General features: G+C 65.1%; 16 protein-coding genes. 9 read left to right on the forward strand and 7 right to left on the reverse strand.

The annotated features are described in order from the left end of the window. Positions 1–2: 2 nt before the first annotated feature. Together NYE40_RS07430 and NYE40_RS07435 are read left to right on the forward strand one after the other, a co-directional pair. Positions 3–977, forward strand: coding sequence for an ABC transporter ATP-binding protein (locus NYE40_RS07430; protein ID WP_028599984.1), 975 nt, complete (start codon positions 3–5; stop codon positions 975–977). 1 nt (position 978) lies between these two features. Then, positions 979–1,944 (forward strand): oligopeptide/dipeptide ABC transporter ATP-binding protein, encoded by a 966-nt coding sequence (locus tag NYE40_RS07435; protein ID WP_028599983.1) that lies wholly within the window; start codon positions 979–981, stop codon positions 1,942–1,944. Between the two features lie 144 nt (positions 1,945–2,088). Here NYE40_RS07435 and NYE40_RS07440 read toward each other — a convergent pair whose 3' ends face one another. Further along, positions 2,089–3,528 carry a glycosyl hydrolase gene (locus NYE40_RS07440; RefSeq protein WP_180968472.1) on the reverse strand — a complete coding sequence of 480 codons (1,440 nt, stop codon included), beginning with the start codon at positions 3,526–3,528 and terminating at the stop codon, positions 2,089–2,091. A gap of 248 nt (positions 3,529–3,776) precedes the next feature. On the opposite strand from NYE40_RS07440, the gene NYE40_RS07445 reads away from it, so the two are divergent. The 3 genes from NYE40_RS07445 (at position 3,777) to yunB (ending at position 5,716) form a co-directional block, all read left to right on the forward strand. Further along, entirely contained in the window at positions 3,777–4,205 is a 429-nt protein-coding gene (locus tag NYE40_RS07445; RefSeq protein WP_028599982.1) for an Rrf2 family transcriptional regulator, read from the forward strand. Positions 4,206–4,232: 27 nt separating this feature from the next. Continuing rightward, a complete protein-coding gene (locus NYE40_RS07450) occupies positions 4,233–4,610 on the forward strand; it encodes a hypothetical protein (RefSeq protein WP_052333472.1) in 378 nt (125 codons plus the stop codon). 365 nt (positions 4,611–4,975) lie between these two features. Further along, positions 4,976–5,716, forward strand: coding sequence for a sporulation protein YunB (gene yunB, locus NYE40_RS07455; protein ID WP_339279703.1), 741 nt, complete (start codon positions 4,976–4,978; stop codon positions 5,714–5,716). Positions 5,717–5,755: 39 nt separating this feature from the next. Here yunB and NYE40_RS07460 read toward each other — a convergent pair whose 3' ends face one another. Beyond that, positions 5,756–6,607, reverse strand: a complete 852-nt coding sequence (locus NYE40_RS07460; protein WP_339279704.1) for an SDR family oxidoreductase — start codon at positions 6,605–6,607, stop codon at positions 5,756–5,758. Positions 6,608–6,751: 144 nt separating this feature from the next. After that, positions 6,752–7,777: a M23 family metallopeptidase gene (locus tag NYE40_RS07465; RefSeq protein WP_153783143.1), complete on the reverse strand. Its 1,026-nt coding sequence runs from the start codon at positions 7,775–7,777 to the stop codon at positions 6,752–6,754. Between the two features lie 147 nt (positions 7,778–7,924). Between NYE40_RS07465 and lipA the strand changes: the two genes are divergently transcribed. Then, the gene (gene lipA, locus NYE40_RS07470) at positions 7,925–8,821 is read left to right on the forward strand and encodes a lipoyl synthase (protein ID WP_339279706.1); all 897 of its coding nucleotides are present in this window, start codon (positions 7,925–7,927) and stop codon (positions 8,819–8,821) included. 31 nt (positions 8,822–8,852) lie between these two features. Next, positions 8,853–9,908, forward strand: a complete 1,056-nt coding sequence (locus NYE40_RS07475) for a YutD-like domain-containing protein (protein ID WP_339279707.1) — start codon at positions 8,853–8,855, stop codon at positions 9,906–9,908. Positions 9,909–10,044: 136 nt separating this feature from the next. Here the strand turns inward: NYE40_RS07475 and NYE40_RS07480 are convergent, their stop codons facing one another. Continuing rightward, positions 10,045–10,872: an NAD kinase gene (locus NYE40_RS07480; RefSeq protein ID WP_043111631.1), complete on the reverse strand. Its 828-nt coding sequence runs from the start codon at positions 10,870–10,872 to the stop codon at positions 10,045–10,047. Positions 10,873–10,966: 94 nt separating this feature from the next. Next, the gene (locus NYE40_RS07485) at positions 10,967–12,046 is read right to left on the reverse strand and encodes a nucleoside recognition domain-containing protein (protein ID WP_028599979.1); all 1,080 of its coding nucleotides are present in this window, start codon (positions 12,044–12,046) and stop codon (positions 10,967–10,969) included. A 418-nt stretch (positions 12,047–12,464) separates the two neighbouring features. Here NYE40_RS07485 and NYE40_RS07490 point away from each other — a divergent pair, with 418 nt between their 5' ends. After that, positions 12,465–12,860 (forward strand): globin, encoded by a 396-nt coding sequence (locus NYE40_RS07490; RefSeq protein WP_028599978.1) that lies wholly within the window; start codon positions 12,465–12,467, stop codon positions 12,858–12,860. Positions 12,861–12,893: 33 nt separating this feature from the next. Then, positions 12,894–13,613: a DUF2225 domain-containing protein gene (locus NYE40_RS07495; protein WP_028599977.1), complete on the forward strand. Its 720-nt coding sequence runs from the start codon at positions 12,894–12,896 to the stop codon at positions 13,611–13,613. Between the two features lie 78 nt (positions 13,614–13,691). Here the strand turns inward: NYE40_RS07495 and NYE40_RS07500 are convergent, their stop codons facing one another. After that, positions 13,692–13,925, reverse strand: a complete 234-nt coding sequence (locus NYE40_RS07500) for a hypothetical protein (RefSeq protein ID WP_028599976.1) — start codon at positions 13,923–13,925, stop codon at positions 13,692–13,694. Further along, positions 13,922–14,146 (reverse strand): YycC family protein, encoded by a 225-nt coding sequence (locus tag NYE40_RS07505; protein WP_028599975.1) that lies wholly within the window; start codon positions 14,144–14,146, stop codon positions 13,922–13,924. The genes NYE40_RS07500 and NYE40_RS07505 overlap by 4 nt, the downstream gene beginning before the upstream one ends. Positions 14,147–14,211 lie beyond the last annotated feature (65 nt).

The following is a 14,211-nucleotide window of genomic DNA, read 5'->3' on the forward strand; positions in this document are numbered from 1 at the left end:
CGATGGAAGCGCTGCTAGACATACGGGAGCTGCAGACCCATTTTCAGACCGAGGCCGGCGTGCTGCGCGCGGTGGATGGCGTCAGCCTGCGTGTCCGAGAGGGCGAGACGGTGTGCATCGTCGGCGAGTCCGGCTGCGGCAAGAGCATGACGGCGATGTCGGTGCTCGGCCTCGTCGAAGGGCCGTCCGGCAAGGTCGCCGGAGGCGAGGTCCGCTTCGGCGGGCGCGACCTGCTGCGCATGAGCCGCCAGGAGCTGCGGACGCTGCGCGGGCATGAGCTGTCGATGATCTTCCAGGAGCCGATGTCTTCGCTCAACCCGGTGCTGACGATCGGCCGCCAGATCGCCGAGCCGCTGCGCGAGCATCTGCGGCTCGGCCGCAAGGAAGCGATGCGCCGAGCGGTCGAGCTCATCCGCGAGGTGGGCATCAGCCGTCCCGAGCAGATCGCGGACGCTTATCCGCATGAGCTGAGCGGGGGCATGCTGCAGCGGGTGATGATCGCGATCGCCGTCTCCTGCAAGCCGAAGCTGCTCATCGCCGACGAGCCGACGACGGCGCTCGACGTGACGATCCAGGCGCAGATCCTCGATCTGCTGCGCGGGCTGCAGGCGAAGAGCGGCATGGCGCTGCTGCTCATCACGCATGATCTTGGCGTCGTGGCGGAGATGGCCGACTACGTGATCGTCATGTATGCGGGCAAGGTTGTCGAGGAAGGGGAGGTCGAGCGGCTGTTCCGCGAGCCGCGGCATCCGTATACGCAAGGACTGCTGCGCTCCAAGCCGGTGCTCGGCCAGGTGCGGGAGGAGCTGTACTCGATCCCCGGCCAGGTGCCGAATCCGCTCGAGCTTGGCGCCGGCTGCGCGTTCGCGGACCGCTGCGAGTTCGCGATGGATCGATGCCGCAGGCAGGAGCCGCCGCTTGCGCCGGTCGGCTCCGATCAGCAGGCGGCCTGCTGGCTGCACGGGAAGGAGGGATAGCATGAGTGAGGCGCTGCTCGAAATCGAGGATTTGAAGACTTATTTTCCGATCAAGTCGGGCCTGCTCGGACGGACGACCGGGCAGGTCAAGGCGGTCGACGGCATCAGCCTGACGATCCGCGAGGGAGAGACGTTCGGCCTCGTCGGCGAGTCCGGCAGCGGCAAGAGCACGGTCGGCAAGTCGATCGTGCGCCTCGCCGCCAAGACGGCCGGAACGATCCGCTTCATGGGCGAGGATCTGCATGCGCTGCACGGAGAGCGGCTGCGCCAGCTGCGTCCGAAGCTGCAGCTGATCTTCCAGGACCCGTACAGCTCGCTCAACCCGCGGGTGAGGGTCGGAGACGCGATCGGCGAGCCGCTGCTCGACCATGGCCTCGCGAGCAAGGCGGATGTCCGGGAAAAGGCGCTGCAGGCGCTGGAGTCCTGCGGCCTGTCCGCCTATCAGGCCGACCGGCTGCCGCATGAATTCTCGGGCGGCCAGCGGCAGCGGATCGGCATCGCCCGCGCGCTCGCGCTCGATCCGAAGCTGATCATCGCCGACGAGCCGGTATCCGCGCTCGACGTATCGATCCAGGCCCAGATCATCAACCTGTTCCGACGGCTCCAGCAGGAGAGAGGGCTGAGCTATCTGTTCATCTCGCATGACCTGAGCGTCGTCGAGCATCTATGCGACCGGATTGGAGTCATGTATCTCGGCTCGATGATGGAGACCGGCCCGCGCGAGGAGCTGTTCCGCTCGCCGCTGCATCCGTATACGAAGGCGCTGCTGTCCGCCGTGCCGATCCCGATCCCGAAGCTCAAGCGGGAGCGGATCGTGCTGAAGGGCGACATTCCCGACCCGTCGAATCCGCCCTCCGGCTGCAAGTTCCATACCCGCTGCCCGTTCGCCGTGGAGCGCTGCGTCCACGAGGCGCCGGAGCTCCGCTCCGCAGGCGGCGGACGGCAGGTCGCCTGCCATCTGGCATGAAAAGAGAAGCGCCCCTCGGGGCCGTTTTCGGACGATGGGTCCGGGACGGCTTCCAGAGGGGCGCTTTTTGGCGTCGGAGAGGGCCATGCTTATCGGGGAAGGCGAAGCGCGCAGGTCAGCGCCAGCCCGGCCTATCGCCGAGCGTCACCGCCAGCCCGGCATCTCGTCGAGCGTCAGCACATTGGAGGCGCCATAGATGCCTGGCAGCGTGCTGCGGTTCTCCTCGATGAAGTCAGGCCACAACATCGCGTAGATCCACTTGTTCTGGCTGGCGAGCAGCGAGGCGGACGGCATGAACTGGCATTCGCCGATCGCGATCGGCTTGCCGCCGGACGCCTGGAGCATCGTGTTGTAGTTGTTCTGCGTGTAGCCGGTATTGTAGACGTCGAGCGAAGCGATGTCGAAATAGCTGCTGCCCGGGTTGTAGGCGGAGATTTCCGTGCTCAGGTTGGAGAAGTCCTGCACGTTCCACACCCAGATGAGGTTTTCCAGCCCCTTCGTGTGCGTCAGGTAGTCGTAGGTGATCTGGTACAGCTTGGCGGAGCCGTTCGAGCCCTTGTGGCAGGACCACCAGAACACGCATTGGTTCATCTCATGCAGCGGACGGAACAGGACGACGACGTTGTTGTTCTCCAAGTCCTGCAAATAGGTCGCGAGCGTGTCGAGACGGCCGATCCAGCTGTTGTACAGGCTCGTGCCCGGCGTCGTCAGCTGGGTGAACTGGGCCGACGTCAGCTTCGCCGGGTTCGCTCCGCCGATCTCGTCCCAGCTGCAGTATTCGTCGCGGGTCGGCGCGCAAGGATGGTACATGAGCGTGACGAGAGCGCCTTTGTTGAACTGGTTCTTCGCTTCCTGGATCATGTTCCAGCGGTTGTCGAGCGCGAGGCTGCCGAAGCCGAAGTCGCCTCCCCACAGAGACGGCGTGCGGCCCGCGATGCCTGCCACGCGGTCGCTGTCGCTGCGCGGGGTGTTGTTGAACTTGTTCTCGATGCCGACGATCGTCTTGCCCCCGAGATTGTTCAAGTAGCTCAGGATGCGCTGCTTGACGGCGGACACCGGCTCGCTGCCGCCTCCGCCTTGGCCGTTGTCGCCGTAGATCTCGAACTCGTACAGCGAGTAGCCGTAGGCGGTCGCGCGCTGGAAGGCGTACATCTTGACGTAGCGGACGGTGGCCGTGAAGCTGATGTCGTTTACGCCGCCGACGCCGTTGTAGTTGGAATAGACGGTCGTCCAAGTGGAGTTGTCGTTCGACGTCTGGATCTGGAAGCCCTTCGCATACGCGGCCTCCCAGCGCAGCTTCACGCCGGTGAGCGGGCGGGCGGTGCCGAGGTCGACGATGATGTACTGCTGGTCGCTGTAAGCCGAGGACCAGCGGGTGTTGCCGTTGGCGTCCACCGCATAGGCGCCGGCGTAAGCGGAGCTCTCCGTGCTGGAGACGGTGACGGGGCGGTTGTAGGCGAGGTTGACGATCGCCGCCTCGGTCTTGGCGGGCCGGGCGAGCAGGACGAGCAGCGACAGCAGCACGGCGGCGAGAGCAAGGAGCAGAATGGAGCGGGGGCGGGGCAGCGTCAGTCGATTCATCATGGGCCTCCTTGAAATAAGGTGATGGATGATGCCTGGCGGAGCATGCGGTGATGCGGCCGGCGCTGACGGCGCCGAAGCGGGCATCGCCCCTTTCGCTTGGAAATGAATTCGCTTTCAACACCCATTATAAATATTTAGAAATAAAATTCAATAAGTTTATTTAAATTGAACAAACGATGTAAACGATTGACGCGGGCAACTGTTACCATTAAAATAACAGTACGGCGGGAAAGGAAGGGAGCGTGCGGATGAACAGCGAATTTACCATCGCGGTCCACAGCCTGGTCTATCTGGCCAGCCGGCCGGATCGGATGGCGACGAGCGATGCCATCGCCCGCAACGTGAACACCCATCCGTCGCGGATACGCAAGGTGATGAGCTTGCTTCGCAAGCAGGGATATATCGGGACGAAGGAAGGCATCGGCGGGGGCTACCTGCTGGAGCGGCTGCCGGAGCAGACGACGCTGGCCGAGATCTATTCGGCGACGTCGTTCGGCTCGATCAAGCCGGGCTGGTGCTCCGGCGGCGAGGTGGGAGACTGCATGATCGCCTGCCGCATGGAAGCGGTGATGGATGAGATTTTCACGGAAACGGAGGCCAAGCTGCTCCAGCATCTGGAGAGCATGACCATCCGCGACGTGCTGCAGCGCGTGAAGGCGGAAGAGACGTCGACCTGAAGCGACTAACGGCGGGAGGAATGGCAGATGAGCATGGAAACGGGGATGGAAGCGATTCAGATCGGGGACTGGGTAAGCGGGGTCACCGTCATGGACGAGAGATTCATCGGGTATGTCGATGCGGCGGATCCGGTCGGGTTTTACCGGATCGTCGTGACGCAGAGCGACCGCGAGCGGATTGTCGGCAAGCGCGTCGGCGCGCGCGCCTCCAAGGTGCGCAAGCTGTCCGAGCACGGCCAGCAGGCCGGAGCCGGCGAGCTGCGGACGCTGATCGAGCTTGCCCTCCTGACGTGGGACGAGGACTGGTTCCGCGAGCTGACGGAGCGCGCCCGGACCGCGGACGCGGAGCCGGGCAAGAGCGGTTCGAACGGAATGCCGGTCAACCGCATCTCGTCCATTCTCTAGCCCGGCCGCAGCCGGGGACGCGCTTGTCCTTTTGCAGCCGGTCCGCCATGATGGCGGACCGGTTTTTTTGGCTTCTTCTGACGAGCCCGCCGTCCGCATACGATGAGTAGGGAAGCGAGTTCGTCCGAGGAGGGAAACGCATGGCGAGATGGGGAAAAAGACGCGCCCCTTGGCGGCTGCCGGCGCTGCCGATGCGGCCGGTCCGGAGGATGAGGCTGTCCCGCTCCGCTTCTTCCGGGAGCCGGAGCGCGGGGTCCGGACGTCTGCGGCCCCGCCCGCTGTTTTCTTCGCGGAGCCGCCGGGCGGCTCCGCTCGCCGGGGATGCTGGGCGCCCCCGCCAGACGCGGCGCAGGCGCTGGCGATGGATGCTGCTGACGATCGCGCTGCTGCTGGCGTTCGGGACGCTCAACGGCTATTTTTACCTGGAACGCGAGCTGCAGCCGCCGCTCATGCGGATCGCCCAGCTCAAGGTGAAGCAGATCATGACGGAGGCGATCAACAAGGCGATCACCGATCAGGTCGCCTCGGGCGCCAAGCTCGAGAACCTGATCGAGTGGAAGATGGACGCCTCCGGCAAGGTGAGCGGCTTCATGATGAACTACAACGAGCATATGAGGATCACGGCGCAGACGATCCAGACGGTGCAGCATACGCTGCAGGAAAGCGAGAGCTTCCGCGAGGGCGTGCCGATCGGGCAAGCGCTGGACAGCGCGCTGCTCGCCTCGTTCGGCCCGCGCGTGCCGATCCGATTCGAGCCGATCGGCGATGCCAAGGTCGAGCTGAGCACGAGGCAGAAGGATGCGGGCATCAACATGATCCTCGTCGAGGTCTACATGCGCATCCACACGGAGCTGTCGGTCATCATTCCGTTCAATGCCGCCTCGCAGACGGTCGATACGGAAATTCCGATCTCCTACCTGATGGTCGTCGGAGACGTGCCGATGTACTATTACGACGGCAAGGGCAAGCCGATCGGAGACAGCGCGGCGGCCGCGCCCGCGCTCACGCTGCCGCCGCCCTCGAGCGGCGCGGACGCGGGATCGGGAGCGGCCCCGCCCGGCAATAGCGCGGACCAAACGGAAAACGACCCGGGAGAAAGCCCTTGAGGGCCTTCTCTCGGGTCGTTTCGTCGTACAATGCCTTGCCTACTCGAGATCCAGGTGCAGCCTGCGCGTATTGCGGAGCCCCTGAAGGCCGTCCGGATCCTGCATGGTCTTGAAGCGGGCGAAAGCCTCGGCCGCCTCCGAGGTGCGCACGCGCAGCGGCTTCTCCTCCATGTCGAGCAGGGCGGACACGATGCCGGCGACGTCCTCGCCCGTCTGCGGCACGCTCGTGCGCGAGGCGAACCGGTCGAGGTAGCGGGTCAATAGGGGCTTGTACTCATCCTCGGGGATGCCGCCCGTCCGGGACACCTGCTCCATGACCGTGCCGGAGAACGACGTCGCGACGGCGCCCGGCTCGATCAGCGTGACATCGATGTTGAACGCGGGCTTGTAATAGGTCGCGAGGCTTTCGAGCAGGCCTTCGAGCGCGAACTTGCTGGAGCAATACAGCTCGTTGAACGGCTGTCCGACCAGGCCGCCGACGCTGGAGGTGGCCAGCACATAACCGTTGTCGGAGCGCTTCAGCAGCGGCAGCGCCGCCCGGATCGTGCTCATGACGCCGAACACATTGGTCTCGAACAGCCGGCGCACGTCCTCCATGTCGGCCTGCTCCAACGTGCGCAGCATGCCGTAGCCGGCGTTGCAGAACAGCGCGTCCAGCTTGCCGTGACGCTCGTCGATGCGGCGGAAGGCCCGTTCGAGCGAGGCGGGATCGGTCACCTCCATCTCCAGGAACGTCAGGTTGGGCGTGCCGGCATAGGCGGCTTGATCCCGTTCGGGATGGCGGGTGCCGGCATAGACGGCGCGGCCTTCGCCGGCGAGGCGGAGCGCGGTGGCCAGGCCGATGCCGGATGAGGCGCCGGTGATGCAGACGATGCTGGGGGACGAAGCCATCCTTTAGCCTCCTTTGGCAACTATCATCTATCGCTCCTATCCTACTCCGGGGAAGGGGAGAAAGCAAAAAGCCGCCCTGCATGAGGGCGGCTCGGATCATGCGGGCTGAGGCTGACGAGGCTTGCCGAAAGGGCTGCGGCGCCGCTAGCGGCCGCGGCGGGCTTTCTTCGCTTTCGCTTCGGCCTTTTCCCACTGGCGCAGCAGCGGATAAGGGTCGAACGCCCACTCGATCATGCCGCGATCCCGATAGATGCCGTAGTGGAGATGAGGCGGGAATTTGCCGGACGTGCCGGGCTTGCCGTAGCCGGAGCTGCCGACCCAGCCGAGCGTGCGGCCGGGCTCGACCGTCATGCCGCTGCGCAGCGACTTGTCGAAGCCGGACAGATGCGCATAATAATGGTAGCGGTTGTCGAGGTCGCGGATGCCGATGCGCCAGCCTCCGTAGGCGTTCCAGCCCATGTTCTCGATGACGCCGTAGCAGGTGCTGCGCACCGGCAGGCCGTGGCCGGCGAAGATGTCGGTGCCCTCGTGCGTCCGATGCCCGCCCCAGCCGCGGGCCGTTCCCCAGGTGCTGCGATAGGAGTAGTCCGTCCCGACCGGCACCGGAAAGGCGCTGCCGTCGAGATCGAGCCGTCCGAACGTGCGGTACAGCAGCGTGAACTGGTTGACCCGCTGGACGGCGCGCTGATTGTGGTAGAATTCCCAGACGCCGATCGAGAAGTCGTCTGCCGTGCCGCCGAAGCGCGCGACGGCCGACGCCTGGGCGTAGAGCAGGTCGATGTCGCTGCTCGGATCGGCCTTGCCGTCGCCGTCGCCGTCGCGGCCGATGCCGCCGAAAAAGCGGATCGAATCCGGATTGCGATCGCTCGGATCCGGGTTCGTCGCTCCGCTCCACTGCTCCGGCGAAGCGTACAGGCCGGCCCAGGAGCCGAGCTTCGGGCGCGCCTTGGGCCGCGCCTTGCGCAGCGTGCGCTCGTATTGGTCGAGGGCGGCGATCTGTTCCCAATCCAGTCCCGTCATGAGGGAGAGCTGCCCGTAGGCGGCGCGGCGCTGCTCCGGCGCTCCCGCCTCCTTCGCGTCCGCTTCCGATGCGGGAGCCGCGTGCGCCGGCTGACCGAGCGAGGCGCCGAGCAGCATCGCCGCAGCCGTCAGGGCCATCCATTTCTTCATTGCTAATGTCCACCTCCGCCGGGAACTTGAGCTCGCTCCCGTAGGTTCTGCGTTCCGATTGGATTTTATCCGAAACATGTTATAATGGAGGTCAGGTTTTACGCCCTTTTTTCTACCGAACGACAGAAAGCGAAAGCAGGGGATTCCATGAGCACCAGAGCTCCCAAACCGAAGCTGCCGAAGCCGGAATGGCTCAAGATCAAGCTTCAGACCGACGGCCACTACGCCGAGCTTAAAGATATGATGCGTTCCAAGACGCTGCATACGGTCTGCGAGGAAGCGCGCTGCCCCAACATCTACGAATGCTGGGCCAACCGCACCGCGACCTTCATGATTCTAGGCGACATCTGCACGCGCGCGTGCCGGTTCTGCGCCGTCAAGACCGGTCTGCCGACCGAGCTCGACCTGCAGGAGCCGGAGCGGGTCGCCGAAGCGGCCGAGCAGATGGGCCTGCGCCACTGCGTCGTCACTTCCGTGGCGCGCGACGACCTGAAGGACGGCGGCGCTTCGATCTTCGCCGCGACGATCAAGGCGATCCGCGCCCGCCTGCCGCTGTGCAGCGTGGAGGTGCTCATTCCCGACTTCCTCGGCAACGAGGAGTCGCTGCGGATCGTGATGGACGCCAAGCCCGATATCCTCAACCATAACATCGAGACGGTCGAGCGGCTGTCGGACCGGGTCCGCGCCAAGGCAAAGTACAAGCGCTCGATCGAGCTGCTGCGCCGGGCCAAGGAGATGGCTCCGTCGATTCCGACCAAGTCGAGCATCATGCTCGGCGTCGGCGAGGAATACGAGGAAATCATCGCTTCGATGGACGATCTGCGCTCGGTCGACGTCAACATCTTGACGCTCGGCCAGTATTTGCAGCCGTCGCCGAACCATCTGGCGGTCGCGCGCTACGTCCATCCGGACGAGTTCAAGCAGCTGAAGGAAGACGGCCTCGCGCGCGGCTTCAGCCACGTCGAATCCGGACCGATGGTGCGCAGCTCGTACCACGCGCATGAACAGGTCAAATCTACAGCAGGAGCGGCATCCGGAGTATGACCGGCCGCCCGGGCCGCTAGGAGGGCTACCGGTGATCTTTGTCGGAACGAAGAAGTACGAGCTGATCCATGAACACAAGACCGCCTGGAACGCCGAAGTATTCCGGGACCGCTACAGCGACGTGCTGGAGCGCTACGACTATATCGTCGGAGACTGGGGATACAGCCAGCTCCGGCTCAAGGGCTTCTACCGCGACGGCCATCCGAAGGCGAACCGGGACACGTCCTATTCCAGCCTCATGGAATATATCAACGAGTATTGCAACTTCGGCTGCGCGTATTTCGTGATGGAGCTCAAGGAGCCGGCATCCGCCGATCCGGACGCTCCGCCGGAGCAGCCGGCGGCCGGCGACATCGTCATCGTGCCGGGCGTGCGGCGCTTCGAGGAGGACAGCTACAGCCGTCCTCCGGCCGCCGACCGCCGGCGCGGGGCGGACCGCTCTTCCGGCTCGAAGCGCGGAGCGGCGGGCGACTCGGCGGCCGATGGCGAGGCCGAAGCGGCTGCCGCTGGCGAGCGCCGCCAGCCGCAGGGCGGCCGGACAGGCGGAGGCAAGCGCCAGGGCGGCGGAGGGCCGCATGGCGGCAAGCGCCGTGAGCATGCCTCGAGCGGCTCCGAGCGGCGCGGCGAACGGCGGGAGCATGCCTCCGCCGGCTCCGACCGGCGCGAGCAGGCTTCGCCCGGCGGCGGCGAGAAGCGCGAGCGGCGGGAGCGCCGCGACCAGGGCGGAGCTTCCGCCGCTTCGGAGCGGCAGCGCGAGCCGGGAGGCGAGCGGGCGCGCGAAGCGCAGGGCGAGACGCCGCGTGCCGACCGCGGCGAGCGGCCGCCGCAGAGCTCGGGCGGCGGCCGTCGAGGCGGCTCGCATCGGCGCGGCGGCCGCAGCAGCGGCTCGGGCGGCGAGCATGCGCCGCAGCAGCAGTCGGGCGAGACGCGCCAAGGCGGAGCCGGCGAGCGTCCGGGCGGCGAGCGTCCGGGTGGCGGCGAGCGTCCACAAGGCGGCGAGCGTCCGCAGGGAGGCCGCCGCAAGCCGCAGGCCGGCGGAGGCCAGCCTCCAGCCGGTCCGGGACCCGGCGGACCGTCCGGCAGCTAGCGATTAGCTGGCTCGGCGGATGCAGGAGAGCGGCAAAAAGGGACGTGCACGAGCGCAAGCTCGTGCACGTCCCTTTTTCATGGCGCCTTGCGCGGCTTGTCCTGTCCGGCGCATGTCCCGCGGGAGCTGCGGCCGTTCAGCCCGGAAACCGCGAGTCGGGCTGAGGCTGGGAATCGTTCGTGTCGATGAAGGCGTCGCGCACGCGGTTCCAGAACGGAAACGGGCGATAGCGCGCGAAGCTGACCCGCGACTCGGCGACGCTGCAGCGGATCGAGCGGATGTCCGAGCGCTGGATGTTCAGGTGATCGATTGTCAGCAGCAGCCGCTGGTCTTTTTTGGACAGCAGATCGCAGTGATGATGCTGCGGCAGAATGACCGACGTGCCGAGCGTCCGATAGACGCGGTTGTTGATCGAGGCGATCTCCGCCAGCTGCAGCGACGGGATCGACGGATGGATGACGGCGCCGTTCAGGCTTTTGTTGTATGCGGTGCTGCCGGTCGGCGTCGAGATGACCATGCCGTCGCCGCGGAACATCTCGAACGGCTCGTCGTTGATGTTCACCTGCACGACGAGCGTGCCGTCCACGCCCTTGAGGGTGAACTCATTGAGCGCCAGATAGCCGGTCGTTCCCTCCGGCGTATCGAGCTCGATCTGGGCGAGCGGATAGTGGACCAGCTTGGGCTGCTGCTCGGCCATCATGCGGACGAGCTCCTCCAGCTCGTCCGCCTGCCAGTCGGCGTAAAAGCCGAGATGGCCGGTATGGACGCCGACGAAGGCGACCTCCTCGATCCGCTCCAGATAAGTATGGAAGGCATGAAGCAGAGTGCCGTCTCCGCCGATGGAGATGACCATGTCCGGTTTCTTGTCGTTGCGGATGAATCCGCGTCCGGCCGCCAGCCGGTGAAACCGTTCCGTCAGCTCGTTGGACAGCCGGTCGCCTCGGCTCAATACCACATAGTTCAACAACGCAGGCGCTCCTTCCGAATCAATCAGGATACCCAAATGATAGCGGAAATCGCGGGCGAACACAATGACGGCGGCCTCTGTCGGGAGCGGCTCATCCGGGACCGATCCAGCCCCAAAGGGCGTATACCATGCCGGCGGCGAGCAGTCCGTGCAGGAAGCGGGCGAGCAGGAACGGCCGGTACCGCATGCCGGTATGGCTGACGAGGCTGGCGATCTGCGCGTGGACCGAGAGTCCGGCCCAGCTGAGCACCCAGGCGGCGAGCGCAGTACGGTGGAGGAGCGCGAGGCTCGCTTCGGAGGAGGCTTTGGCTCCGAGCGTCACCTCGAACAGGCCGCTGATGACCGGAGCGGCGGAGGAGGCCGAGCCGCCGAACGCTTCGAACACGAGGCCGAGTCCCGCTTCCAGCAGGCCGAGCAGCGACGTCTCGCGGAGCAGCTCCATGAGGACGGAGAACACGACGACCAGCCCGCCGACGACAATCATGAGCCGCAGCCCCGACTGGACGGCATCTCGCACGAGCACGCTGAACGGGCGGCCGTCGAGCAGCCTCGCCTCGTGCATCGCCTTCAGCGCGGAGCCGATGCCGCCTCGCTTGCGGGCGGACGAGTTGCGGCGGGGCGGCATCGGCTCGGGAGCAGCCTCCTCCGCTTCGCCGCGGCCGTGCCAGCGCATGAGGAAGCCGATCGCGAGGCTGCTGCCGTAGTGCGCGGCCGCCAGCACGGGCGCGATCGCGGCCTGGTGGAAGAAGCCGACCGAAACGGCGCCGATGAGGAAGATCGGATCGGAGGTCGTCGTGACCGCGACGAGCCTCTCTCCTTCCACCCGCGAGATGAGCTTCTGGTCCCAGAGCTGGGACGCCAGGCGAGCTCCGACCGGATAGCCGGACAGATAGCCCATCGCCAGCACGAAGCCTCCGCTTCCCGGTATGCGGAATACCGGCCGCATGACGGGGTCGAGCAGCTTCCCGGCGAAATGGACGATGCCGAGTCCGAGCATGAGCTCCGACAGGACGAAGAACGGGAAGAGGGCGGGGAACAGCACCTCCCACCAGATCGAAAGGCCGCGCAGGGACGAGGCCAGCACGGAAGCGGGATAAAAGGCCATGAGCGCCATGAGCAGGGCGGCGCAGAGGGCGGTGACGGTCGACGGATGAAGCAGCTTGCGGCTCATGGGCGGGGCGCTCCTTCGGATGGGATGAGGGACAGGAAAGCTTGATCCATTGTATGAGACAAGCGCGGGAATCAGAAGGACAAACCGTTGTCAGAAAAATCTAAAAAAGATAGAAAACGCTTGCAAAAAGGGCTGGCATTCCGTTTTCTTTATGGTACAATAGCATTACTCTAAACGGCTTGGAGTGATGGAGAATGAGTGTTGTCGCAGGCATTCTGGTTTGCGCTTTTGTGTATGTGATTCGCGAGTCCCTCATGGCTCCCGGTGAAGAAGATTACGAAAGCTGAAGCTTGTTCCCACCACTTATCCGAATGCCCGCGATGCGGGCATTTTTTCATGGGAAAACGCTTTCTAGCCGTGACGGAGTAGTTCTTTCCTCATAGACCGTTCGACCTAATAAATGGAGGTTTCCTTACCGATGAATAAACCGAGCAGTCCGTACGAGCTCATGGGCGGAGCGGAGACGATCACGAGGCTCGTCCATGCCTTTTATCCTAAAGTCGTTCAGAACGAGCGGCTTGCCCCGTTGTTTCAAAACGATCTGGCGCCGGTCATGGAAAAGCAAATCCAGTTCTTGACCCAGTTTTTCGGAGGTCCGCCGCTGTTTTCGGACGAGCACGGCCATCCGATGATGAGGGCCCGCCATCTGCCGTTCCGCATCACCCCCGAACACGCGGCCGCGTGGCTCGGCTGCATGGATGCGGCGGCGAGGGAGATCGGCATGCCGGACGACCTGAGAAGCTTCGTCATCGACCGCTTGTCCGGTCCCGCCTACCATTTCGTGAACAGCGACGGCCAGGACGATACGGAATAAGAGCCCGACAACCGAGAAGGAGATGTTTCGCGCATGGAGCCGCTATATGAATCGGTCGTATCCTGTCCCTGCTGCGAATCCGAGTATCCGACCGCCCGCGTCCGTTCCAGCTTCAAGCGGGCGGTCTCGTCCGACACGGACTTTTGCTGCTACTACAAGCATGATGTCAACGCGGATTTTTATGTCGTGCGCGTCTGCCCGCGCTGCGGCTACGCGACGACGGAGAACGGCTCGCGCGAGCTGAGGCATGATCAGAAAAAAGCTTATTTCGAGCAGATCGGCCCTTCCTGGAAGCCGAGGAGCTTCAGCGGCGAGAGGACGAGGGAGCAGGCGCTGCTCTGCTACAAGCTCGCGCTTCTGAGCGCCCAGGCGATCGGCGAGAAGGCGCGGCTCATCGCCGGCCTGCTGCATCATATCGCCTGGCTGCACCGCTACGGCCGCGAGGAGGAGCAGGAGCGGCGCTTCCTGCGCCATGCGCTCGAGGCGTACAAGTCCGTCTTCGAGCATGAGCATGTGGAGAACGACGCCAAGCTCATGTACCTGATCGGCGAGCTGCACCGCCGCCTGGACGAGCCGCGCGAGGCGGTGCGCTGGTTTTCCCGCGTCGTGCAGGATCCGTCCATCATGGACGCGGCGATGATCCAGGCGAGCCGCCGCCAGTGGCAGTTCATCCGCGAGCAGACGGCCGGGGCCGTTCCCGAGTGGATCGCCGACGGCGCTGCCGAGGGCGGAGCCGCAGCCGTCTCGTCATGAACCGAAAAAGCGTTCCCCGCGAGAGAGCCTCTTCGCAGGGAACGCTTTTTTGGCTTGTCGTCCCCGGCGGGGCTGCGGCTACAGGCTGCGTACGGGGACGTCCATCAGCAGATAGTCCTTGTCGGCGTCGAGCACCGTGACCCGGCTATGGCAGCACGGAAAGACGAGCAGCTTCTTCGCGCCTTCCGCGATCGTCTTGAGGTCGGACGGGCGCAGCGGCAGCAGCACGTTGTCGCGGCCGCAGAACGGACAGCCGGCCAGGACATCCTTCATCTGGACATCGTAAGGCCAAGAGCATTCGAACGGAATCATCGGTCCTCGTCCTTTTCCGGTTCGGACGGGGCGCCGGCCGTCTCGGGACCTGCGGCGGCAGCGGGTTTCTCCTGGCTGTCGGCGCCTTCGGCGCGGGCCAGCTCGGCCATTTTTTGGAGAAGGATATGGCGGGGCATATGCATGAGATGCTCCAGCGGCACGCCAAGCTGCTTGGCGAGCTTGACGGCCGTGTCGGCGGATATGGGCAGCGGTCTGGACATGTCGGTTCCTCCTTGCCGAAGTAGCGCCGCTGTCGTTCCGGTGGCGGATGGCGAGCGGCGCGAGC

Origin of the sequence: Paenibacillus sp. FSL W8-1187 (assembly GCF_037965485.1) — a bacterium.
GTDB classification, from domain to species: domain Bacteria; phylum Bacillota; class Bacilli; order Paenibacillales; family Paenibacillaceae; genus Paenibacillus_O; species Paenibacillus_O pasadenensis.

Bases quoted from the DNA above. Each gene is read 5' to 3' on its own strand.
- NYE40_RS07430 (WP_028599984.1), top strand. From the start codon at position 3: ATGGAAGCGCTGCTAGACATACGGGAGCTGCAGACCCATTTTCAGACC.
- NYE40_RS07435 (WP_028599983.1), top strand. From the start codon at position 979: ATGAGTGAGGCGCTGCTCGAAATCGAGGATTTGAAGACTTATTTTCCG.
- NYE40_RS07440 (WP_180968472.1), bottom strand. From the start codon at position 3,528: ATGATGAATCGACTGACGCTGCCCCGCCCCCGCTCCATTCTGCTCCTT.
- NYE40_RS07445 (WP_028599982.1), top strand. From the start codon at position 3,777: ATGAACAGCGAATTTACCATCGCGGTCCACAGCCTGGTCTATCTGGCC.
- NYE40_RS07450 (WP_052333472.1), top strand. From the start codon at position 4,233: ATGAGCATGGAAACGGGGATGGAAGCGATTCAGATCGGGGACTGGGTA.
- yunB (WP_339279703.1), top strand. From the start codon at position 4,976: ATGCTGCTGACGATCGCGCTGCTGCTGGCGTTCGGGACGCTCAACGGC.
- NYE40_RS07460 (WP_339279704.1), bottom strand. From the start codon at position 6,607: ATGGCTTCGTCCCCCAGCATCGTCTGCATCACCGGCGCCTCATCCGGC.
- NYE40_RS07465 (WP_153783143.1), bottom strand. From the start codon at position 7,777: ATGAAGAAATGGATGGCCCTGACGGCTGCGGCGATGCTGCTCGGCGCC.
- lipA (WP_339279706.1), top strand. From the start codon at position 7,925: ATGAGCACCAGAGCTCCCAAACCGAAGCTGCCGAAGCCGGAATGGCTC.
- NYE40_RS07485 (WP_028599979.1), bottom strand. From the start codon at position 12,046: ATGAGCCGCAAGCTGCTTCATCCGTCGACCGTCACCGCCCTCTGCGCC.
- NYE40_RS07490 (WP_028599978.1), top strand. From the start codon at position 12,465: ATGAATAAACCGAGCAGTCCGTACGAGCTCATGGGCGGAGCGGAGACG.
- NYE40_RS07495 (WP_028599977.1), top strand. From the start codon at position 12,894: ATGGAGCCGCTATATGAATCGGTCGTATCCTGTCCCTGCTGCGAATCC.
- NYE40_RS07500 (WP_028599976.1), bottom strand. From the start codon at position 13,925: ATGATTCCGTTCGAATGCTCTTGGCCTTACGATGTCCAGATGAAGGAT.
- NYE40_RS07505 (WP_028599975.1), bottom strand. From the start codon at position 14,146: ATGTCCAGACCGCTGCCCATATCCGCCGACACGGCCGTCAAGCTCGCC.